Origin of the sequence: Pantoea sp. UBA6567 (assembly GCF_002434165.1) — a bacterium.
GTDB classification, from domain to species: domain Bacteria; phylum Pseudomonadota; class Gammaproteobacteria; order Enterobacterales; family Enterobacteriaceae; genus Pantoea; species Pantoea eucrina.
The window spans coordinates 1,483,484-1,506,486 of record NZ_DJJN01000006.1; the positions used below are offsets into that span (position 1 = coordinate 1,483,484).

20 protein-coding genes are annotated in these 23,003 nt (G+C 57.7%); 15 read left to right on the forward strand and 5 right to left on the reverse strand.

Annotated features, from left to right (window positions below):
- From B4M48_RS13075 to ampH, 4 genes are all read left to right on the forward strand, one after another.
- On the forward strand, positions 1-254 hold a 254-nt coding region (locus B4M48_RS13075), incomplete at its 5' end, for a hypothetical protein (RefSeq protein WP_288656871.1).
- A gap of 538 nt (positions 255-792) precedes the next feature.
- Entirely contained in the window at positions 793-1,743 is a 951-nt protein-coding gene (tal, locus tag B4M48_RS13080; RefSeq protein ID WP_039379481.1) for a transaldolase, read from the forward strand.
- Positions 1,744-1,811: 68 nt separating this feature from the next.
- A complete protein-coding gene (tkt, locus tag B4M48_RS13085; RefSeq protein WP_250341267.1) occupies positions 1,812-3,821 on the forward strand; it encodes a transketolase in 2,010 nt (669 codons plus the stop codon).
- A gap of 143 nt (positions 3,822-3,964) precedes the next feature.
- Complete coding sequence (ampH, locus tag B4M48_RS13090) at positions 3,965-5,134, forward strand: D-alanyl-D-alanine-carboxypeptidase/endopeptidase AmpH (RefSeq protein WP_288656876.1); 1,170 nt, start codon at positions 3,965-3,967, stop codon at positions 5,132-5,134.
- A gap of 15 nt (positions 5,135-5,149) precedes the next feature.
- Here the strand turns inward: ampH and B4M48_RS13095 are convergent, their stop codons facing one another.
- Positions 5,150-6,202: a DUF1176 domain-containing protein gene (locus tag B4M48_RS13095; protein WP_039379487.1), complete on the reverse strand. Its 1,053-nt coding sequence runs from the start codon at positions 6,200-6,202 to the stop codon at positions 5,150-5,152.
- Positions 6,203-6,692: 490 nt separating this feature from the next.
- Between B4M48_RS13095 and B4M48_RS13100 the strand changes: the two genes are divergently transcribed.
- From B4M48_RS13100 to B4M48_RS13135, 8 genes are read left to right on the forward strand one after another with little or no spacing between them, the layout of a single operon-like run.
- A complete protein-coding gene (locus B4M48_RS13100; RefSeq protein WP_071667920.1) occupies positions 6,693-7,523 on the forward strand; it encodes a DeoR/GlpR family DNA-binding transcription regulator in 831 nt (276 codons plus the stop codon).
- Between the two features lie 12 nt (positions 7,524-7,535).
- Positions 7,536-8,519: a substrate-binding domain-containing protein gene (locus B4M48_RS13105; RefSeq protein WP_039379493.1), complete on the forward strand. Its 984-nt coding sequence runs from the start codon at positions 7,536-7,538 to the stop codon at positions 8,517-8,519.
- 1 nt (position 8,520) lies between these two features.
- Positions 8,521-10,026, forward strand: a complete 1,506-nt coding sequence (locus B4M48_RS13110) for a sugar ABC transporter ATP-binding protein (protein ID WP_039379496.1) — start codon at positions 8,521-8,523, stop codon at positions 10,024-10,026.
- Positions 10,019-11,008 (forward strand): ABC transporter permease, encoded by a 990-nt coding sequence (locus tag B4M48_RS13115; protein ID WP_039379498.1) that lies wholly within the window; start codon positions 10,019-10,021, stop codon positions 11,006-11,008. Before B4M48_RS13110 ends, B4M48_RS13115 begins: the two co-directional genes overlap by 8 nt.
- A 15-nt stretch (positions 11,009-11,023) precedes the next feature.
- A complete protein-coding gene (locus B4M48_RS13120) occupies positions 11,024-12,073 on the forward strand; it encodes an ABC transporter permease (protein ID WP_288656976.1) in 1,050 nt (349 codons plus the stop codon).
- Positions 12,073-12,765, forward strand: a complete 693-nt coding sequence (gene alsE, locus B4M48_RS13125) for a D-allulose 6-phosphate 3-epimerase (protein ID WP_065648729.1) — start codon at positions 12,073-12,075, stop codon at positions 12,763-12,765. The genes B4M48_RS13120 and alsE overlap by 1 nt, the downstream gene beginning before the upstream one ends.
- Positions 12,762-13,655: an allose kinase gene (gene alsK / locus B4M48_RS13130; RefSeq protein WP_039379503.1), complete on the forward strand. Its 894-nt coding sequence runs from the start codon at positions 12,762-12,764 to the stop codon at positions 13,653-13,655. The genes alsE and alsK overlap by 4 nt, the downstream gene beginning before the upstream one ends.
- Complete coding sequence (locus B4M48_RS13135; protein ID WP_039379505.1) at positions 13,655-14,617, forward strand: ribokinase; 963 nt, start codon at positions 13,655-13,657, stop codon at positions 14,615-14,617. Before alsK ends, B4M48_RS13135 begins: the two co-directional genes overlap by 1 nt.
- A gap of 65 nt (positions 14,618-14,682) precedes the next feature.
- Here B4M48_RS13135 and nudK read toward each other — a convergent pair whose 3' ends face one another.
- From nudK to B4M48_RS13150, 3 genes are all read right to left on the reverse strand, one after another.
- A complete protein-coding gene (gene nudK / locus B4M48_RS13140) occupies positions 14,683-15,261 on the reverse strand; it encodes a GDP-mannose pyrophosphatase NudK (protein ID WP_071667917.1) in 579 nt (192 codons plus the stop codon).
- A gap of 132 nt (positions 15,262-15,393) precedes the next feature.
- Positions 15,394-16,896 (reverse strand): L-asparagine permease, encoded by a 1,503-nt coding sequence (gene ansP / locus B4M48_RS13145; protein ID WP_039379509.1) that lies wholly within the window; start codon positions 16,894-16,896, stop codon positions 15,394-15,396.
- Positions 16,897-17,208: 312 nt separating this feature from the next.
- On the reverse strand, positions 17,209-17,481 hold the full coding sequence (locus tag B4M48_RS13150; RefSeq protein ID WP_071667916.1) for a DUF1471 domain-containing protein: 273 nt from the start codon (positions 17,479-17,481) through the stop codon (positions 17,209-17,211).
- 331 nt (positions 17,482-17,812) lie between these two features.
- On the opposite strand from B4M48_RS13150, the gene acrD reads away from it, so the two are divergent.
- Positions 17,813-20,929, forward strand: coding sequence for a multidrug efflux RND transporter permease AcrD (gene acrD / locus B4M48_RS13155; RefSeq protein WP_071667915.1), 3,117 nt, complete (start codon positions 17,813-17,815; stop codon positions 20,927-20,929).
- Positions 20,930-21,032: 103 nt separating this feature from the next.
- On the opposite strand, the gene ypfM is transcribed toward acrD, so the two are convergent.
- Positions 21,033-21,092, reverse strand: a complete 60-nt coding sequence (ypfM, locus tag B4M48_RS18045) for a protein YpfM (protein WP_104085366.1) — start codon at positions 21,090-21,092, stop codon at positions 21,033-21,035.
- A gap of 395 nt (positions 21,093-21,487) precedes the next feature.
- Between ypfM and B4M48_RS13160 the strand changes: the two genes are divergently transcribed.
- Both B4M48_RS13160 and dapE read left to right on the forward strand, forming a co-directional pair.
- Positions 21,488-21,856 (forward strand): ArsC family reductase, encoded by a 369-nt coding sequence (locus B4M48_RS13160; protein WP_071667924.1) that lies wholly within the window; start codon positions 21,488-21,490, stop codon positions 21,854-21,856.
- A gap of 1 nt (position 21,857) precedes the next feature.
- Positions 21,858-22,985: a succinyl-diaminopimelate desuccinylase gene (gene dapE / locus B4M48_RS13165; RefSeq protein ID WP_039379515.1), complete on the forward strand. Its 1,128-nt coding sequence runs from the start codon at positions 21,858-21,860 to the stop codon at positions 22,983-22,985.
- Positions 22,986-23,003 lie beyond the last annotated feature (18 nt).

A 23,003-nucleotide genomic window follows, 5' to 3' on the forward strand; every position in this document is an offset into this window, starting at 1 on the left:
GCCGGCTCGCCCTGGCCGTCGCTCTGCGCCCGGCGCTGCGGATGGCGCCCCTCCTCCCCGCCTGTAAATTTTTCATTTTGTTTTTTTTTAAAGTGTTGCGGTGTGGTCTGAAGCTTCTTCACGAAACCTTCAGCCATAAAAAACGTAAGAAAAAGAGAAAAAACCAGCAGCGGCGGGAAGCGCCATCCGGGTCCGCCGAGGGAGGGCACGGTTCCGGGATGAGCCGACAGGACGTCGGCGAAAGGGCGCGGTGAGCAGGAGCGAATGGCGGCCGGTCCCGGGGAAGCGGGCGTGAGCGAGGGAACCGCGCAGCGGCGGACGGGGCTGGCGCAGGGCCCGGGAGTGCAGAGGGCGCGGCCAGGCGTCCTCTGCCCGGTCGCCGCGCCGGAGCAAAAGCTGCCGCCGCAGCTGACGGCGAACGGAACCAGCGCTTAACATGCGCCCCGGCGCAGCAGCACGCAGCTGGCGCTAAATCGGGGAGTACAGAGGACGCGGCCAGGCGTCCTCTGCCCGATCGCCGTGCCGGAGCAAAAGCTGCCGCCGCAGCTGACGGCAAACTTACCGCCTCGCCTGCATCTCTGGCGCAAGCTGCTATGCTTGAAGATGGCAAAACATGGCTGAACCGATTACGCCGCCTCTCTCTCCGCCACGCCATAATCAGAGAAAACGCATTTTAATCAGCGGGCGTCTGTAGCACTGTGTGGAACCACTATCCCCAGCAAAGGGCGCAGACAAGGCGACGGTTGCCCGGCATTCTTTTGCCCACAATATTGCTAATCAAGGAGTTAAGCGATGAACCAGCTAGACGCACTAAAACAGTTCACCACCGTGGTGGCGGACAGTGGCGATATCGAATCCATTCGTCATTATAATCCGGAAGATGCCACTACCAACCCTTCTCTGATCCTGAAAGCTGCCGGTCTTGACGCTTATAAACACCTGATTGATGACGCCATCGACTATGCGAAAAAGCAGGGTGGCAGTAAAGAGACGCAGATTATCAACGCCAGCGACAAAGTGGCTGTCAATCTCGGCATGGAAATCCTGAAAAGCGTGCCGGGCCGCGTTTCAACTGAAGTTGACGCTCGCCTCTCTTTCGATCGCGGTATGTGCGTGACCAAAGCAGAAAAGCTGGTACGCCTGTATGAAGAGCACGGTATCGACCGCTCACGTATTCTTATCAAGCTCGCCTCAACCTGGGAAGGGATCAAAGCGGCTGAAGAGCTGGAGAAAAACGGCATTAAGTGCAACCTGACGCTGCTGTTCTCCTTTGCGCAGGCGCGCGCCTGTGCAGAAGCGGGCGTCTATCTGATCTCACCTTTTGTGGGCCGCATTTATGACTGGTACAACACGCGTAAGCCAATGGACCCCTATGTTGTGGATGAAGATCCGGGCGTGAAATCTGTGCGTCGCATCTATGACTACTACAAAAAGCATCGCTACAGCACGGTGATCATGGGCGCCAGCTTCCGCAAAGTTGAGCAGATTCTGGCTCTGGCGGGCTGCGATCGTCTGACTCTCTCCCCTAACCTGCTGGAAGAGCTGGCGAACAGCGATGCGCCGGTTGAGCGCAAGCTGGAACCTTCTACCGAAGGTTTCCATCAGCCTTCCTCGCTGTCAGAAGCGGAGTTCCGCTGGGAGCACAACCAGGATCCGATGGCGGTTGAAAAACTCTCTGAAGGTATCCGCCAGTTCGCCGTTGACCAGCAGAAACTGGAAGATGTGCTGTCAGCACGCCTCTGATTGCACCACCGTTGAGTGCGGGCGAGCCGAGGCGAACCCGCTGATGCTTTACTACAAGGGAGAACCCTATGTCTTCACGCAGAGAGTTGGCTAACGCGATTCGCGCGTTGAGTATGGATGCGGTACAGAAAGCAAATTCCGGTCACCCAGGTATGCCGATGGGCATGGCCGATATCGCGGAAGTGTTATGGCGCGACTTCCTGAAACATAACCCCACTAACCCGGCATGGGCCGATCGTGACCGCTTTATCCTTTCTAACGGCCACGGCTCAATGCTGCTCTATAGCCTGCTGCATCTCAGCGGTTACGATCTGCCGATGGAAGAGCTGAAAAACTTCCGTCAGCTGCATTCAAAAACGCCGGGACATCCGGAAATTGGCTATACGCCAGGCGTCGAAACCACCACCGGCCCGCTCGGCCAGGGTCTGGCGAATGCGGTGGGTCTGGCGATTGCTGAGCGTACGCTGGCCGCGCAGTTCAACCAGCCAGGACACGATATTGTCGACCACTTCACCTATGTGTTCATGGGTGACGGCTGCCTGATGGAAGGCATCTCACACGAGGTCTGTTCGCTGGCGGGTACGCTGGGCCTCGGCAAGCTGATCGGCTTTTACGATCACAACGGCATTTCTATCGATGGTGAAACCGAAGGCTGGTTTACCGATGATACGCATAAACGCTTTGAGTCCTATAACTGGCACGTGATCGGCAGCGCTGAAGGCATTGATGGTCACGACGCCGACGCCGTGGCCGCCGCGATTAAAGAGGCGCAGAGCGTCACCGATAAGCCGTCACTGATTATCTGCCGCACTACCATCGGCTTTGGTTCGCCAAACAAGGCGGGCAAAGAGGAGTCACACGGTGCGGCGCTGGGCGACGAAGAGATTGCGCTGACGCGTAAGCAGCTCGGCTGGAACTACGCGCCGTTTGAAATCCCGCAGGATATCTACCAGCAGTGGGATGCAAAAGAAGCGGGTTCGGCGCACGAAAAAGCCTGGGATGAGAAATTTGCGGCTTACCAGCAGGCGCATCCGCAGCTGGCGCAGGAGTTTAGCCGTCGTCTTAACGGCGAAATGCCGGCGGAGTGGGAAAGCAAAACCGCTGACTTTATCCGCGACCTGCAGGCGAATCCGCAGAAGATCGCCAGCCGCAAGGCGTCACAGAATACACTGGAAGCCTTTGGCAAACTGCTGCCGGAATTCCTGGGCGGATCGGCTGACCTGGCACCGAGTAACCTCACCATCTGGTCAGGTTCAAAATCGATCAAAGAGGATGCGGCCGGGAACTATATCCACTACGGCGTGCGTGAGTTCGGTATGACCGCGATTGCAAACGGCATCGCGCATCATGGCGGCTTTGTTCCTTACACCGCAACCTTCCTGATGTTTGTTGAGTACGCGCGTAACGCCGCCCGTATGGCTGCGCTGATGAAAGCGCGCCAGATCATGGTCTACACCCATGACTCTATCGGCCTGGGCGAAGATGGTCCGACGCATCAGCCGGTCGAGCAGCTGGCGAGCCTGCGTCTGACGCCTAACTTCAGCACCTGGCGTCCGTGCGATCAGGTCGAAACCGCGGTGGCATGGAAAGCAGCCGTTGAGCGTCATCACGGCCCGACCGCGCTGATCCTCTCCCGTCAGAACCTGCTGCAGCCCGAGCGCAGCCAGGCGCAGGTCGAAAACATTGCGCGCGGCGGCTATATCCTGAAGGATTGCGACGGCACGCCGGATGTGATTCTGATCGCCACCGGTTCAGAAGTGGAGATCACGCTGGGAGCGGAAGCGAAACTCAGCGCGGATGGCCACAAGGTCCGGGTCGTGTCACTGCCCAGCACCGATGTGTTCGATAAGCAGGATAGCGCCTACCGTGAATCCGTGCTGCCCACTACCGTACGCGCCCGCGTCGCGGTTGAGGCAGGTATTGCAGACTACTGGTACAAATATGTCGGCATCGACGGCAAAATCGTCGGCATGACCACCTTTGGTGAATCCGCGCCGGCCGGCAAGCTGTTCCCGGCCTTCGGCTTTACCGTTGAAAACGTGGTAAGCCAGGCGGAATCGCTGCTGAAACCGGCATAAGCCCCACGGCCCTCACCCGATAACGGTGAGGGCCGTTTTTTTTAGCACTTTCTATACAAAAAAAATCGCGTTTTCCCCTTCCCGCTCTGCGCAAACTGATTACTATAGGTTTTCTTCCGATTCTGATAGCGGACGCACTCCCGTTGAAAAAACCGACTTCATTTTTACTGGCCCTGATGGTCTCCGTGCTGCCTGTCAGCGGTATGGCACAGGTCTCACCTAATCCTCTGCTGGCATCGCAGATTGTTGATCGCTATGCCGAACATATTTTTTACGCCAGCGGTGCAACCGGCATGGCGCTGGTCGCCATCGACGGCAATCAGCGCGTCTTTACCAGCTTTGGTGAAACCCGCCCCGGTAATAATGTCCGGCCGCAGCAGGACTCCGTTATCCGCATCGCGTCACTCAGCAAGCTGATGACCAGCGAAGTGATGGTGAAAATGGCCGAGCGCGGGCAGATCCGCCTGGATGACCCGCTCAGCCGCTACGCCCCGCCGGGGGCGCGCGTTCCGGCCTATAACGGCCAGACGATTCGCCTGATCAACCTCGCCACCCACACCGCCTCGCTGCCGCGCGAACAGCCCGGCGGTAAACCGCACCGTCCGGTGTTTGTCTGGCCAACTAAAAGCGATCGCTGGCAGTGGCTGGGCAACGCCACGCTGAAAGCCGCGCCCGGCACTCAGGCGGCCTACTCCAACCTCGGGTTTGACCTGCTGGCTGACGCGCTGGCGAAAGCGGGCGGCACGCCCTATCCGGCGCTGCTGCAGCGGTTAGTCACGCGCCCGCTGGGGATGAAGGACACCACCTTTACACCCTCACCGGACCAGTGCCAGCGCCTGATGGTGCCGGAAAAAGGGGCCAGCCCCTGTAATAATACTCTGGCGGCGATCGGCAGCGGCGGCGTCTACTCCACCCCTGATGATATGGCGCGCTGGATGCAGCAGTTCCTCGACTCAGCGGTAAGCCACCGCACGCCGCAGATCGATCGCCTGCAGACGCTGATCTACCGGCGCGATCAGCTGACCAAAGTTGAAGGGATGGATGTACCCGGACGTGCCGATGCGCTGGGTATGGGCTGGGTCTATATGGCCCCCAAAGCGGGCCGGCCCGGTATCATTCAGAAAACCGGCGGTGCCGGCGGCTTCATTACTTATATGGCGATGATTCCGCAGCATAACCTTGGCGTGTTTGTGGTCGTCACCCGCTCACCGCTCAGCCGCTTTACGCCCATGAGCGACGGCGTGAATAATCTGCTGACAGAGCTGGCGGGCAATAAGACGGGTTCGCCGATGATGATCGGCGCGATCCCCTGACACCCGGAAAGTCGCTCAGCGCGCCGGCTGGCTTACCCACAGCGTGGGCCAGTCGTCGCTGCTGTGCCAGGCGTCGCAGATCTGCTCTTCCGCATATTCCGCCAGAACAAACGCGCTGCCATCAAACTGCCAGCGTGTTGCCGTACCGCAATCACCCAGCCCGCGATTTTTACTGAAGGTATAGAGCAGGCCATTACTGGCATCAAACTCTGCGTTCACCAGCTCCAGCTGCGTGTCGCTGCGCGCCGGAGGAACAAAAGGCAGATTCAGCGTCAGCCCGCGTGATACGTAGGGCTGGCTGCGCGTCACTTCAAACGCCAGATCGATAACGTTGTAGGCACCGGTTTCACAGCTGACCAGCAGCAGCGCTTTGCTGTCGGTCAGCGGCGCGACGCTCACCTCGCGCCGCAGCGGATCCAGTGAGCAGCTATCGGTGGTGATGCGCCAGGTTCCATAGTCGATCAATCCGCTGGTCTCTTCCTGCGTCAGCGGCGCGGGCGGCGGTGCTGATGACGGCAGCGATGGCAGCGACGGCGGTGGCGGGAGATCCCACTGCGCCCCACGCCTGACCCATGCGCTGGTCCCGTTTACGCGCCCCTGCACATCATCCATCAGCAGCAGCGCAGCTTTCAGGCCACGCAGCGGAACCACCGCTTTGGCCTGGTACGTCAGCTGCAGCGTGCTCGCGTCCAGCGTCTGTCCCAGAAACTCATCAATCGCAATAGCGTTGCTGGTAGCAAGATGGTGCGGCTCAACCGTCCAGTGTTTAAGGTCGGGCTTCAGGCGACGCTGATCCAGCAGCAGATTATCTTTCAGCGGGCCACCCGGCAGCGCGCCGGTATAGGCGCTGCCGTAGTCGATACGCAGCAGCGGACGATCGTCGACGCCGGCGTGGCGCGACAGCGTCATCACCAGACCATTGTCGCCGGGAAAGCTGCGCGCCACGCAAAAAGCCGCATTGTTACAGGTGAGCTGCCAGTCAGAAAAAGACTTCTGCAGAGGTTCAGCCTGCACGCTGGCGCTGGCTGCCAGAGAGCTCAAGAGCAGTGACTTTATCCAATACGACATTAACAACCCGGTCCCCGAATTTCTGGAAAGAAAATCATAGCGCACTGCGTGCGTTATCAGCAGGCTGGAAGTGTGAAGCGGCCTGAAAAGCAGAATTAACTGCTTATTAAATCAGCGATTCATCATCGTACGGACAGGTTGTACGCTGCGGTCCCATCATCCACTGCGCCTGACGGCGGCTCAATCAGATTCCCCTGACTATCAGGGCGCAGTCTGAAACGGTCAATCCCGCATAAACGGTCATAAACAGTCATGCTATGGTAGCTATGGATTAATAAGCTGGCGATCGGATCTGTTTTAACTTTGACGCTTCAGGGGTTAATTATGTGAGCCACATCAACATTACGTGCAAATAAGCGTTAAGCATTACATTAATAACTGAACTTATATCACTCAATAACGGGCCTCTTTTTTTACCACCGTGGACTCCTGCCCAGTCCACATTTTCCCGTGCCCGCTTCCAGTAATTTATAGCCATCGGAGGATAAGTATGTTGCCGATTGAAAGACAGCAAAGAATTATTAACGAACTTAATATAAATGGCCGCGTAATTGTCTCAGAGCTGGTCACGCTATGTCAGGTTTCGCAGGAAACCATACGGCGTGATTTAAGCCAGCTGGAAAAAAGAGGATTATTACAGCGCAGTCATGGTGGTGCTGTTCCGGTAAAAAAACAGAACGCCGGCATTCAGGGAAATAACAGAGCTGTCAGAGAAAACGAATTATCTTTTCGGCAGCGTATTAATGAGCATGTCGATGCAAAAATGAGCATTGCCAAGCGCGCGCTCGATTTTATCACGCCGGGTGACTGTATTTTGCTCGATAGCAGTACCACCTGCTGGTATCTGGCGCGGCAGCTGCCCGATATCGAGTTAACCGTGCTAACCAATTCGCTACGCATCGTGCAGACGCTGGCGGCGCGCGGCAGCATTCGCACTATCTGCCTCGGCGGAGAATATTCTGACCGCGATGAGGATTTTCACGGCGTGGTGGCTGAGCAGCCGCTGCGTGAATTTCAGATTAATAAGATCTTTTTTTCCTGTAGCAGTTTAGGTAATGACGGATATTTACGTGAAGGCAATGAGAATAACGCGCATTTAAAACAACAAATGTTACTGGCCGCTGAAAGAAAACATCTGTTACTGGATGGCAGTAAATTTATGCGCCCCTCTTTTGCCCGTGTTTGTCACTACCGTGATGTCGATTTTCTGATAACTGACCAATTAAAAGATAAAGAGCTGGAGCAGGAACTGGCGTGGAATGGCGTTAACGTCATTGTCTGTTCTCAGCGTCATCAGTCCATGCAGCTAATTAAAAATTAACCAGGAGTCTGTATGAAAAAACATCTTATCGCCTGTTCTCTGCTTGCCCTGTTTGCCGCTACCGGCGCGCAGGCCGCTGATAAATTACGCATGGGTATCGTCGTTAAAATCGGGGGTATTCCCTGGTTTAACGCCATGGAAGCGGGCATTAAAAGCGAGGCGGCGAAGCGCGGCATTGATGCATGGATGGTCGGCCCTACCGCAGCCGATCCGGCACTGCAGGTGCGCGCCATTGAAGATTTGATTGCGCAGAAAGTCGACATCATCGGCGTGGTACCCAACGATCCGAAAGTGCTGGAGCCGGTACTGAAACGGGCGCGGGACGCCGGTATCGAAGTGATTACGCATGAGTCACCCGGCCAGCAGGGTGCCAACTGGGATTTTGAGCTGGTTGACGCCGCAACCCACGGAATCAATCACATGAAAGCGCTGGCGAAGTGCATGCACGACGAGGGCAAATACGCCATGTACGTGGGCAGCCTCACCGTACCGCTGCATCAGCAGTGGACCGATGCCGCGCTCAATTATCAGAAAGAGCACTATCCCAACATGCAGCTGGTCACCGACAAATTTGGCGTCGGCGAATCGCTGGATGACTCCATCCGTACCACCAACGAGCTGATGTCTAAATATCCCGATCTGAAAGGCATTATGGCGTTTGGTTCACAGGGGCCGATTGGTGCCGGGCGCGCCGTCATGAACCGCAAAAAAATTGACCAGGTTTGCGTCATTGGCTCCTTCAGTCCGGGTCAGGGCGCCTCGCTGGTGCAGCGTAACGCCATCAAAGGCGGCTACATCTGGAATCCGGAAACCGCAGGTGAAGTCTTTGTGCGTATCGCCGACATGATGCAGAAGAAAGAGCCGATCACCGACGGTATGACGATTGAAGGACTGGGCAAAGTCAAAGTGGATGAAGCGACGCATACCATTCTCGGCAACAACACAGAGAGTCTGGATAAAGACAACCTGCCAAAACTGGTAAAAATGGGGCTCTGATATGCAAGAGGTCATTCCACAGACGCTAATTGCGCTCGAGAATCTGTCGAAAACATTTGGTGGCAACCGCGCGCTGAGCGATATCTCCCTGACCTTACTGGCAGGCGAAGTGCACTGTCTCGCTGGCACCAACGGCTGTGGCAAGAGCACCCTGATCAAAGTCATTTCCGGGGTGCACGCCCCGGACAGCGGCAGCCATATTACGCTGGGCGATGGCCCGGCACTGCCGCGCCTGACCACGCAACAGGCGCGTGATTTCGGTATTCAGGTCATCTATCAGGACCTCTCGCTGTTCCCCAACCTGAGCGTGGCGGAGAACATCGCGTTTGAGCATAACCTCAATGGCCTGTTGCGCTGGCACCGCAGCGCGCGCCTGCGTGAAAGCGCCCGCAGCATTATAACCGAGCTGAAATTTGACCTCGATCTGGATGCGAAAGTCGCGGCGCTTTCGATTGCCCAGCGCCAGCAGGTCGCGATCTGCCGCGCGCTGGTCGCCGATGCGCGCCTGGTGATCATGGATGAGCCAACCGCCTCGCTGACCCGTACCGAGGTCAATCAGCTGCTGCGCACCGTGCGCTATCTGAAAGATAAAAATATCTGCGTGGTCTTTGTCAGCCACCGGCTTGATGAGGTGCTGGAGATCTCCGACCGCGTCACGGTGATCCGCGACGGCCGCAAAATGGGCTGCTGGCCCGCCCGGGAGATGACGCCGCATCATCTGACCGAGCTGATGACCGGCCTGAAGCTCGACTACCAGCTGAAAGCACCGACGCGTAATAGCGAGCGCGTGATCCTGGAGATAGATAATCTTACCCGTGCCGGTCAGTACCGTGACGTCAGCTTTAAACTTTATGAGGGCGAAGTACTGGGGCTGTGCGGTCTGCTTGGCTCCGGACGTACCGAGCTGGCGCTGTCGCTGTTTGGCATGACGCGTCCCGACAGCGGCAAAATCTGGCTCGACAGCAAACCGGTCCGCTTTCGCGGTCATGAAGATGCGATCAAAGCCGGCATTGGCTATGTGTCAGAAGATCGCCTGACGCTGGGGCTGGTGCAGCAGCAGTCGGTGGCCGACAACATGGTGCTGCCGATCCTCGACAAATTGCAGAACCGCTTTCACCTGATCGATGAGTACCGTAAAAATAAACTGATCCTGCAGTGGATCCAGCAGCTCGGCGTGCGCGTTGCCGACCCGAATCTTGCCATCTCTACCCTCTCCGGCGGCAATCAGCAAAAAATTGTGCTGGCAAAGTGGGTTCTGACGCAGCCGCGTATTCTGATCCTCGACTCGCCTACCGTTGGCGTAGACGTCGGTGCCAAAGCCAGCATCTATCAGCTGATCCATGAGCTGGCGAAAGAGGGCCTGTCGATCATCCTGATCTCTGATGAGGTGCCGGAGGTCTGGTACAACTGCGACCGTATCCTGCACTTCCGCGATGGCACCATTCATGCCGAATATCAACCCGATAGCGTCGAGCAGCAGCAGCTGGCGGAGGTGATCAATGCCTGATTTTTCCCGTTTACGTCCGCACTCCAGCCAGGGCTGGCTCGCCTGGGTGCTGCTGGCGTTCATTCTGTTTTTCTCTGTGACCAGCGATCAGTTTCTTACCGTACAGAACCTGCTGGATCTGGCGGAGAGCTACGCGGTCACCGGCATCTTTGCGCTGGGCCTGTTTGTAGTGCTGGTGACCGGCGGGATCGATATCTCTTTTGCCGCCGTTGCCTCAGTGGTGCAGTACCTGCTTGCGTCCCTGTTTGTGCAGTTTCAGTTTGATAACGCGCTGCTCAGCATTGTGCTGGCGATCGTGTGCGGCACGCTGTTTGGCGTGATCAATGCGCTGCTGATCACCACGCTGCGGGTGGTCTCCATCATCATCACTATCAGCATGCAGTCGCTGCTGTTCGGCCTGCTGATGTGGGTGACCGGCGGCCGCAGCCTCTATTCGCTGCCGGAGTGGTGGATCACCCTGCGTAACGTGCTGCCGTTCAGCTGGCAGGGCGAGAGCTTTCAGGTCGGTTTACCGCTGGCCACCATGCTGATCATTGCCGCGGCGACGGCACTGCTGCTGAACAAAACCAACCTCGGGCGCCAGCTTTATGCGGTGGGTGGCGACGCAGAGTCTGCGCGACGTATCGGCATCCGCGTCGGCCTGATCCACGTTTTTGCCTACGGCTGGCTGGGCGCCATGGCGGCGGTTGGCGGCCTGGTACAGGTCTATCGCATGGGCGAAGTGGTGCCTAATGCGCTGGTCGGCGGCGAGCTTGATGTGCTGGCGGCAACGGTACTGGGCGGCGCCAGTCTGATGGGTGGTAAAGGCACGGTCAGCGGCACGCTGATGGGGGTCTTTCTGATCGCCATCCTGAAGAACGGTCTTAACCTGGTGGGCGTGTCGAACTACTTCATGAACATCGTGGTAGGCGGCGTCATCATGATTGCGATCGCCGTAACGCACTACAAAAAACGCAAAGAAACTGATGTCAGTTTCGTGTGACTGAGGGCATTGATGATGAAATCACTGACTGCACTGCGCCCTGACGGCACCAACCTTGGTCTGATGCTGCTGATCGCGCTGGCGCTGGCGACCTTTACGCTGATGCTGCCGGGTCGCTTCCTGACCGACTCCACCTTTATGAGCATGGCGTTTCAGCTGCCGGAACTGGGATTACTGACTCTGGCGATGTTTATCGCCATTCTCAGCGGCGGCCTGAATCTCGCCATTATTGCCACCGCCAACCTGACCGCGCTGTTTATCGCCTGGGCGCTGATGAGCGCCCTGCCCGCCGGTGCCGGGATGGCGCTGCAGCTGCTGTGGCTGGTTATCGCCATTATCGGCGCCATGCTGATTGCCGCCGCCATCGGCGTCATCACCGGCCTGATGGTTACGCGCATCGGCGCGCATCCGATTCTGGTGACGCTGGCTACGATGATGACGCTGAACGGGATCGGTATCTGGCTGACCAAAGGCGCAGCCGTCAGCGGCATGCCGCCGGTAGTGCAGGCGCTGGGCGCTGATACGCTGCTGGGGATGCCGCTGCCGCTCTGGGTGTTCCTCATCGCCGCCGCGCTGCTGGCGCTGTTTCTCGGTAAAACCCGGGCCGGCAAATGTATCTATATGGGCGGCAGCAACATCAACGCAACCTGGTTTAGCGGCATTAACACCCACCGCATGGTGATGCTGGTTTACGTGATCTCCAGCCTGCTCTGCGTGCTGGCGGGCCTGATTATGATGGCGCGCTTTAACTCCGCGCGCATGGGCTACGGCGACGCCTACCTGCTGCTGACGGTACTGGCGATTATCCTCGGCGGCACCGATCCCAACGGCGGCTTTGGTCGCGTCACCGGTGTCGTGCTGGCGCTGATTGCGCTGCAGGTGCTCTCAACCGGCTTCAACCTGATGAATATCAGCCAGCACGTCAGTCTGGCGATGTGGGGCGCGGTGCTGATTGTGGTACTCGCCTTTAAACAGCTCAAAACCCGACTCAACGAACACCGTGCGGTAAAGCTCAGCAAGCTGGCCGCGGTGCTTAATCCTCTGACTGAAAAGAAGGAAGTATGATGCGTATTCAAATCTCCCCGTCACTGATGTGTATGAACCTGATGGAGATCAAGCACCAGCTGCAGGTTCTCGATTCGCGCGCTGACTTTCTTCACGTGGATATCATGGATGGTCACTACGTTAAAAACATCACGCTCTCCCCTTTCTTTATTGAACAGATCCGGCCCTATACCCGCGTGGCCATTGATGTACATCTGATGGTGGAAGAGCCGACTGACTTTATCGAGGCGGTCGCCAGAGCGGGCGCTGATTACATCTGCCCGCATGCAGAAACCATTAACCGCGACGCCTTCCGCGTGATCAATCTGATCCGCAGCTTTGGTAAAAAAGTGGGTGTTGTGCTGAATCCCGCCACGCCGGTCTCCTTTATACAGCACTATATTCACCTGCTGGATAAAATCACCGTGATGACGGTGGATCCCGGCTACGCCGGTCAGCCCTTTATTCCGGAGATGGTGGAGAAAGTGCGCGAGCTGAAAACGCTTAAACAGCAGCACGGTTATCATTATCTGGTTGAGATCGACGGCTCCTGCAACACCCGCACCTATAACCAGCTGATTGGGGCCGGTGCAGAAGTGCTGATTGTCGGCACATCCGGCCTGTTTAACATTCATGATGATTTGGCGACCGCGTGGGAGATGATGCGCGACAGCATTGATGAAGCCCAGGGGCTGACGCAGGTGTCCGCATGAAACCACGCTGGCTCGGTATCGATATCGGCGGCACCGGTACGCGGCTGCAGCTGATGGAAGAGGGTGGCGTCTGGAGCAGCTTTCGCAAAGTCGCCACCGCCAGCTGGGCACAGCAGCCCGACGCGCTGCTGGCGCTTGCTCAGCTCATCCGCGACACGCTGGAGCAGCAGCCGGTAAGCGGCATTATGCTGGGTCTGCCGGGTATTCTCAGCCGCGACCGGCAGCAGGTGATTTCGCTGCCCTTTATTCAGGCGCTGGATGGCCAGCCGGTCGCGTCGCGCCTCACCGCGCTGCTTGGCGTGCCGGTGGCGATGGACAAAGATGTGAACCATCTGATGCTGTGGGATCTGCTGCAGCTGGAGCAGCTGCCGGACAACGCCGTGGGCCTCTATCCCGGCACCGGCATGGGCAACAGCCTGTGGCTGAACGGTGGCTTTTATCACGGTGAACATGGCGGTGCCGGCGAGCTGGGGCATATTCCGGTGGCGGGCAACGCCCTGCCCTGCCCGTGCGGCAACCACGGCTGTGCAGAAACGCTGACGTCGGGCCACTGGCTGAGCCGCTGGGCCGCACAGAACGCCGCCGATACGCCGATGCCGGCGCTGTTTACCCGCCACGGCGAACAGCCGGAACTGCAGGCGTTTGTCCGGCGGCTGGCTGAGCTGATCGCGACCGAAATGAATATTCTCGATCCGGAGTACCTGATCCTCGGGGGTGGCGTACTGGCGATGGCTGATTTTCCGCTGGCGCAGCTGCGCAGCCAGATCCAGCAGCATCTGCGGCCACCGGTAACCCGTGAAAACCTGAAGATTATCTTCAGCCACTCAACCGACTACACGGGCTGCCGCGGTGCCTGTCTGGCCGCCGAACGCCTGTTCAGGAGCGCATGATGAAAGGAAAGGTGTGTGTTTTTGGTTCCTTTAATCTCGACATCGTGGCGGTAATGCGCCGCTTTCCGCTGCCGGGTGAGTCGCTGACGGCGCACCACAGTATGATGGGCGCAGGCGGCAAAGGGGCTAATCAGGCCACGGCGGCGCTGCGCGCAGGTGCGCGGGTGCACTACATTGGCAAAGTAGGCAATGACGATTTTGGCCTGTTTGCCCGCCGTCATCTGGAAAAAACCGGGTTCGATGCCATTACGCTGTTTACCTGTAAAGAGAAGCCAACCGGCAATGCGCTGATTTACGTCGCGGGCGACGACGCGGAGAATATGATTTCAGTCTATCCGGGCGCTAATACCACCGTGACCGCAGCCGAGGTGACGCGCTGCCAGCCTACGGTCGCCGCAGCCGACATTCTGCTGGTGCAGCTGGAGAATAATCTCAGCGCTATCCAGCGTATGATCGACAACGCCCGCGCCAGCGGCACCTTTGTCATCCTTAACCCGGCACCGTGGCAGAAGATCGGCGATGCGCTGCTGGCAAAGGTCGATCTGCTGACGCCGAACAGCACCGAAGCGACCCAGCTCAGCGGCGTAACGGTAACCGATTTCGCCAGCGCGCGCCGTGCCGCCGACGTGCTGCACCGCAAAGGCGCGCGCCAGGTCATTATTACGCTGGGCATGGCGGGAGCCCTGCTCTCCACGCCTGACCGGCAGCAGCGTATTCCGCTCTTTCCGGCGCAGCCGCGCGATACCACCGGCGCGGGTGACGCATTTAACGGTGCGCTTGCCGCGCGTCTCGCCTCAGGCGACGATCTGCCGCAGGCGGCGCGGTTTGCCGCAGCGTTTGCCTCGCTCTGCGTTGAGCGCGCTGGCGCAGCCGACTCAATGCCCTCCTATGCCGAGGCGCTGGCACGACTGCAGGCGCATCCGGAGTGCGTGGTCGGGGAGATAGAGAACGCGGTGGCGTAACTGAGCTTCAGGCAGAGCTATTCAGCCATGCAGGCCCGCCGCGGGGGCGCATCACTGCGCCCTGATTACGGCTTCAGCCATCCGGCAAGCTGCGCATGCTGCAGCAGCATAATGGTTTTACCGTCACAGATGCGCCCATCTTTTACCCTCGCCAGCGCCTGCGGGAACGACAGCTCCAGCACGGTTATCGCTTCATCTTCAACGCCACCGCCGCTGTTAGCACGCATCGCTTCACTATATTCTGCAGCAAAGAAGTGGATCAGTTCCGTAACGCCGCCGGGTGACATGTAGGCAGCAAAGAGTTTCTCAACCTTCCCTACCTGATAGCCCGTCTCCTCAATCGCCTCTTTACGGATGCAATCTTCGGGCGTGTCGTCGTCCAGCAGCCCGGCGCAGGCTTCAATCAGCTCACCGCTTTCGTTGCCGTTAACGTAAGTGGCGATGCGAAACTGCCGGGTCAGCACCACGCTGTTTTTTTCACGATTGTAGAGCAGGATGGTTGCGCCGTTACCGCGATCGTATACTTCACGTTTGTGCCGCACCACCTCGCCATTGCTGCGCGTCAGCTCGTAGGTGTAATTGCGCAGCACAAACCAGTTTTCAGACAGGATCTTGTTTTTAATGACGTTGATAATGAATGCCATGAGCGCTCCGCTGCTTTGCTGAGAGAGGCTGAAATGATAGGCGGCAGCGGCGGGGAAAACTATCTGAATTACCTGCGCAGCGGCGGGTAAAAAAAACGGGAGCCAGGCTCCCGTTACGCTACAGAGAAAGGTTTAGCGTCCGCTTTCGTCCGCCAGCTGCGGTGACGCATCGCTGCTCTCATCCGCGTGCACCTCATGCTCTTTCATTGCCTCTGCCTGGACGCGCTTGCGTACGCCAAACCAGCCAAGCACCAGCAGTACGGCGATCAGAGGAATGGATGCAATGGTGTAGGTGCCGTTAGGGTAGTCGAACGCCATCAGCACCAGCACGCTGAGCAGGAACAGCAGCGTCAGCCAGGAGGTGAACGGCGCCCACGGCAGCTTAAAGCTGACATCCTCAGCCTTGCCCTCTTTGATCGCTTTGCGCAGACGCATCTGGCAGACCACGATAAAGCCCCAGGAAGAGATGATCCCCAGCGAGGCAACGTTCAGGACAATCTCAAACACCTGCGACGGCACGTAGTAGTTCAGCACCACGCCAACGATGTAAACCGCAACCGTGACCAGGATACCGGCATACGGCACCTGCTGCTTGCTCATCTTCGACATAAACTGCGGCGCTGAGCCGCCCATCGACATGGATCGCAGAATACGGCCGGTTGAATAGAGACCGGAGTTAAGGCTGGAGAGCGCCGCGCTCAGTACCACAATGTTCATAATACTGCCGACATAGGGAACGCCCAGCTTTGAGAAGAAAGTCACAAACGGACTCTGTCCCGCCTGGTAGGCGTTCCACGGCAGCAGCAGCACCAGCAGCACCACGGAACCCACATAGAACAGGCCAATACGCCAGATCACGCTGTTGATCGCTTTCGGCAGCATGGTTTTAGGATCTTTGCACTCGCCGGCTGCGGTTCCTACCAGCTCAATCGAGGCAAAGGCAAATACCACTCCCTGCACCAGCACCAGTGCGGCCATCAGGCCATGCGGGAAGAGACCGCCGTTATCGGTGATCAGATGGAAGCCGGTCGCGTTGCCGTCGAGCGGTTTGCCGGTACCGAGAAACACCACGCCAACAATCAGGAAGATCACAATTGCCAGCACTTTGACCAGCGCAAACCAGAACTCCATTTCGGCGAACCACTTAACGCCAATCATGTTCATGGTGCCGACAATGGCCAGCGCGCCGAGCGCAAATACCCACTGCGGTACGTCGCCAAACGCGCCCCAGTAATGCATATAAAGCGCCACGGCGGTGATATCGACAATCCCGGTCATCGCCCAGTTAACGAAATACATCCAGCCCGCTACATAAGACGCTTTTTCCCCGAGGAATTCACGCGCATAGGAGACAAAGCTGCCGCTTGAGGGGCGATGCAGTACCAGCTCGCCCAGCGCACGGAGAATAAAGAAAGAGAAGATGCCGCACACCAGATAGACCAGTGCCAGCGCCGGACCTGCCAGCTGCAGGCGTGCGCCTGCGCCGAGGAACAGACCAGTGCCGATAGCACCGCCGATGGCGATCATTTGTACCTGTCGGTTACCCATTGCTTTGTGGTAACCGGTATCGTGAGAGTTCAGCCAGCGCCTTCTCGCAGCACGCTGTTCGTCGGGCGTTTTTTTAGTATGTTTCATAGCTTTCCTGTTTGTCCTGACCATCAATCACCGGCTGACCAATCGTTTGCGCCTGCGGTGCGAAATGGAGTAAAAAACCGGTGCCTGAGCAGTGGAACGATGCGCGTGGCGACCCGGGAAATTACGGCGATGAATCCTACCCGTTCTGCATGAACGAAGCAAAATATACTGGCTGGACGCACGATCTGATTTGTAAGAATCGGTCGTGACGCACAAAAAAAACCGGTCAGCAGCGTGACCGGTCAGGATGGCGTCAGAAAAGCAGAAAATCGGGCCGGGAAATGCCCGGTTGCGCAGCTCCCGGATAACGCATCAGCGATAGATTTCAGCGCTGCCGTTCCAGAGGCTGGAGTCGCCAGGATTCTGCGCGCCAATGACGCGAAAGTGTGTGGCGCCCATCTCTTCCGCTTTTTGCGACAGCTGGCGGGTGGCGTCATCCAGCGTGCCGCGCACGCCGCTGACCGATATGGTGCCTGCAGGCTGCATGTTTTGGGCATCCGCCTCGCTCAGCGGCGTAGCAGCCAGCGTGGAAAAACTTGCGGTGGCAAGCAGGGCCGCACCAAAGAGGGTAGTAGCTCGTTTCATAAGGATCTCCTGAGTGGCAGAAAATAGCGGGTGACAGGAGAAGTATTGGCAAGCCTGTGCAAACCAGGCCAGGCGGTCGGTAAATCTGTTTAATGTTTAGCCAGATTAATGTCTGTATTGCCGGGAAAGGTAAAGCAGTACGGCACCGGTTGAGCCGTCCGGCCGCGCAACATTTACATTTCTTCCATAATTACTCCACGTTTCTCTGATTTACACCGCGTAAAGTAAAGCGGGCAGGCGCCTGCAGAGTGTGCCCGCCTCGCCTGCCAGCGCGCCAGCCGTGCGCTGCTCATATAATAATGACAAGCTGCCGCTGAGGAGTAACAGAGTTATGTCGGACTTTTTTATCGACCGCCCGGTATTTGCCTGGGTTCTGGCGATTTTACTCTGTCTGTGCGGCACGCTGGCTATCACCTCGCTTCCGGTTGAACAGTATCCGGATCTTGCTCCGCCCAATGTCCGCATCACGGCCAATTATCCCGGCGCCTCTGCCCAGACGCTGGAGAATACCGTTACGCAGGTTATCGAACAGAATATGACCGGCATCGATAATCTGATGTATATGTCCTCCAACAGCAGCAATACCGGCCAGGTGCAGATTACGCTGACCTTTCTCGCCGGTACCGATCCCGATGAGGCGCGTCAGCAGGTGCAGAACCAGCTGCAGAGCGCACTGCGCAAACTTCCGGCCGCCGTTCAGGCGCAGGGGGTTAATGTTAATAAAACCGGCGACAGCAACATTCTGATGATTGCGTTTGTCTCCACCGATGGCAGCATGGATAAGCAGGATATTGCTGATTACGTTGCCAGTAACATCCAGGATCCGCTCAGCCGCATCGATGGCGTCGGTCAGGTGGATGCCTATGGGTCACAGTACGCTATGCGCATCTGGCTCGATCCCGTCAAACTGACGCGCTATGCGCTCACGACCGCCGATATCATTCAGGCGATTGAGTCACAAAATACCCAGGTCGCCGTCGGCCAGGTCGGCGGATTGCCGTCGGTAGAGAAGCAGGCGCTGAATGCCACGGTCAACGCGCAGTCCATGCTGCAGACGCCGGAGCAGTTTCGCGCCATTACCTTAAAAAGCAGCGGCAGCGGTGCAGTTGTCACGCTCGGTGATGTTGCCAGTATCGCCATGGGCGCAGAGAAATATGACTACCTGAGTCGCTATAACGGTCAGTCCGCATCAGGCCTGGGGGTTAAGCTGGCTTCCGGCGCGAATGAGATGAATACTGACCGGCTGGTTCGCGCCCGCGTCGCGGAGCTGGCACACTATTTTCCCCCCGGCCTTGAAGCGAAAATCGCATTTGAAACCACGCCTTTTGTTAAGGCCTCCATAAAAGATGTCGTCAAAACGCTGCTGGAAGCGATCCTGCTGGTGTTTCTGGTGATGTATCTCTTTCTGCAGAATTTTCGCGCCACGCTGATCCCCACTATCGCGGTGCCGGTGGTGCTGCTGGGTACGTTTACCGTGCTCTATATCTGCGGCTTCAGTATTAATACCCTGACCATGTTTGCCGTCGTGCTGGCCATTGGCCTGCTGGTTGATGATGCGATCGTGGTCGTGGAAAACGTTGAGCGCATCATGAGCGAGGAAGGGTTATCGCCACGGGCCGCCACGCGCAAATCGATGGGGCAGATACAGGGCGCGCTGGTGGGCATTGCGCTGGTTCTCTCCGCGGTCTTTGTCCCGATGGCCTTTTTTGGTGGCACGGTGGGTGCCATTTATCGCCAGTTCTCCATTACGATTGTCTCCGCTATGGTGCTGTCAGTACTGGTGGCGATGATCCTGACGCCCGCCCTCTGCGCCACGCTGCTTAAGCCGCTGAAACAGGGTGAACATCACGGTCAGCGCGGATTTTTCGGCTGGTTTAACCGCGCGTTTAACGCCAGCACTCAGCGCTACGAACGGGGCGTTGCGCGACTGCTGCGCCAGAGTGGCCGCTGGATGCTGCTCTATGCCGCGCTGATCGGCCTGATGGCTTTTCTGTTTTTGCGTCTGCCGACCTCTTTTCTGCCGCTGGAAGATCGCGGCGTATTTATGACGCAGATTCAGCTGCCGCCGGGTTCAACGCTGCAGCAGACCTCCCGCGTGGTTGAGAAAGTTGAACGTTACTACCTTACGGCGGAAAAAGAGAACGTCACGTCCGTGTTTGCCACCATTGGATCCGGGCCTGGCGGCAACGGTCAGAACGTGGCGCGGCTGTTTGTCCGCCTCACGCCCTGGGATCAACGTCCCGGTGACGACCGCACCTCTTTTGCCATTATTGAGCGCGCTACCCGCGCATTTGCCGCGATTGCTGAAGCACGCGTGGTCGCCAGCAGCCCCCCGGCCATCAGCGGCATGGGCAGCTCCTCGGGCTTTGATCTGCAGCTGCAGGATCACAGCGGTATCGGGCACACGCAGATGATGGCGATGCGCGATAAGCTGCTGGCGCTGGCGTCAGCCGATCCGGCGCTGTCGCGCGTGCGGCATAATGGCCTGGACGATACGCCGCAGCTGCAGATCGATATCGACCAGCGCAAAGCGCAGGCGCTCGGCGTCTCGCTGGACACCATCAACCAGACCCTCTCTACCGCCTGGGGATCGACCTATGTGAATGATTTTCTCGATCGCGGCCGGGTTAAAAAGGTCTATGTGCAGTCGGCACCGGAGTTTCGTATGCTGCCCGGCGATATCAATAAATGGTACGTGCGCAACAGCAGCGGCGGCATGGTGCCCTTCTCTGCGTTTGCCACCAGCCGCTGGGAAACCGGCTCACCGCGCCTGGAGCGCTATAACGGCTACGCCTCGCTGGAAATTGTTGGCGAAGCGGCCAGCGGCGTCAGCAGCGGAACCGCCATGGATGAGATGGAGAAGCTGGTGGCGCAGCTGCCGCTCGGGGTAGGCTTCCAGTGGACCGGCGCATCTTATCAGGAACGATTATCCGGCGCGCAGGCCCCGGCGCTCTATGCTATTTCGCTGCTGGTGGTGTTTTTGTGTCTCGCTGCGCTCTATGAAAGCTGGTCTATTCCCTTTTCGGTGATGCTGGTTGTGCCGCTGGGTGTTGTCGGTGCTCTGCTGGCAACATGGCTGCGCGGACTGGAAAACGATGTCTATTTTCAGGTCGGGCTGCTGACGGTGATCGGGCTTTCGGCGAAAAACGCGATTCTGATCGTGGAGTTTGCGAATGAGATCAACAGCAAAGGCCGTGAGTTAAAGGAGGCCACTCTGGAAGCCTCGCGTCAGCGCCTGCGTCCGATATTAATGACTTCACTTGCCTTTATGTTTGGCGTCCTGCCAATGGCGATCAGCAGCGGCGCGGGTTCAGGCAGTCAGCACGCGGTAGGGACCGGCGTTCTGGGCGGTATGCTGACAGCCACGCTGCTGGCTATTTTCTTTGTACCCCTGTTCTTTGTGCTGGTCCGGCGTCGCTTTCCGCTGCGTGAGAAACCGCACGATTAGCCGGCATGAAAAAAGCCGCCGGGAGAAGCTCCCGGCGGCTCTATTGATGTGTGTGGTCAGAATTACAGCAAGGGGGGAAACGCCCTGCTTTCCTCGTCACGCGTTACTTACGTAACATCGCTTCGATAAATTCTTTCCAGTTCCCCAGTTCATGTTCAACCATAACAACCTCTCTTATTGTGATGGCAATTGTACGCCGCTTTTTTCTGCAGGTGAATACGTTTCCACCTCTTATCACTATCGGCAGACGCGGGGAAAAGCTGCAATTTTTCTTTTTTGTGCCGTAATGCACATTTCTGCAAGCTTCTGTTCAGAATGAAAAATAATGTTTTTTTCATTCTGTAGCACAATTCCGTGATTAAGATAATCCTTACCGGCCTGATAATAAGACAGCGGGCAGTTTGCGCTCAGAATGAAAGCGCTTACTGGTCCTGATTAGCGTTTTCGATTAAAGGCCGCAGATGATGAAAAATGCAGGCAATATCCACTGACGCTCACCGCGCGCACCCCGCTGTGGTAAACTCGCGCGCAGATTTTTTTGCAGAACGGGAAACAGCTATGACAGCGCAGTGGGTGATGTACGGAATCAAAAATTGCGACACCGTAAAAAAAGCGCGCAATGCACTAACCGCGTCCGGCATCGACTACCGGTTTCACGATTATCGCGCGGATGGACTGGATGCCGCGCTGCTGCAGCACTTTATCGATCGGCTTGGCTATGAAGCCCTGCTGAATACGCGCGGTACCACCTGGCGCAGGCTGCCGGAAGCAGAACGTGCCGCGATTAAGGATGCCGCCAGCGCCAGCGCCGTGATGCTGGCACAGCCTGCCATCATTAAACGTCCGCTGCTTGCCGCCCCCGATGGCAGCCTGCTGCCGGGCTACAGCGCCGATCTTTACCACGCTTTTATTCAGGAGAAGTCATAACATGTTCTGTCCGGTTATTGAGCTGGCTCAGCAGCTCATCCGTCGCCCTTCGCTAAGTCCGGATGATGCGGGCTGTCAGGCCTTGCTGATCGCCCGCCTGGAGGCGATCGGTTTTCAGATTGAGCAGATGCATATTAATGACACGCTGAACGTCTGGGCCACGCGCGGTCACGGTGAAACCTTAGCGTTTGCCGGACACACTGATGTCGTACCGCCCGGTGATGCAAACCGCTGGATCAACCCGCCGTTTGAGCCCACTATCCGCGACGGCATGCTGTTTGGGCGCGGTGCCGCCGATATGAAGGGCTCGCTGGCAGCGATGGTGGTCGCCGCTGAACGTTTTGTCGCTGCGCATCCGCAGCACAAGGGCCGCCTGGCGTTTCTGATCACCTCCGATGAAGAGGCCAGCGCGGTCAACGGCACGGTCAAAGTGGTGGAGCGCCTGATGGCGCGTCATGAACGGCTGGATTACTGCCTGGTGGGTGAGCCCTCCAGTACAGAGATCGTCGGGGATGTGGTGAAAAACGGCCGGCGCGGTTCAATGACCGCAAACCTGACGCTGCACGGCGTGCAGGGACATGTCGCCTACCCGCACCTGGCGGATAATCCGGTACACCGTGCCATGCCGGCGCTGAATGAGCTGGTGGCCACCGAGTGGGATCAGGGCAACGCATTCTTTCCGCCAACCAGCATGCAGATTGCGAATGTGCAGGCGGGTACCGGCAGCAATAACGTTATTCCCGGCGAATTTTTTGTGCAGTTTAACTTTCGCTTCAGCACCGAGCTGACCGATCAGATGATTAAAGATCGCGTGACGGAACTGCTGGACCGCCATCAGCTGCGCTATACGCTGGAGTGGACCGTTTCCGGACAGCCTTTCCTGACGTCACGCGGCAGGCTGGTTGACGCCGTGGTAAACGCCGTAACGCACTATAATGAAATTAAGCCGCAGCTGTTGACCACGGGCGGCACTTCTGACGGACGCTTTATTGCCCGTATGGGAGCGCAGGTGGTGGAGCTTGGCCCGGTTAACGCCACAATTCATAAAATCAATGAGTGCGTCAAAGCGTCAGATCTGCAGCTGCTGAGCCGCATGTATCAGCGCATTATGGAGCAGCTGATTGCCTGACCGCATAAACAAGGAGAC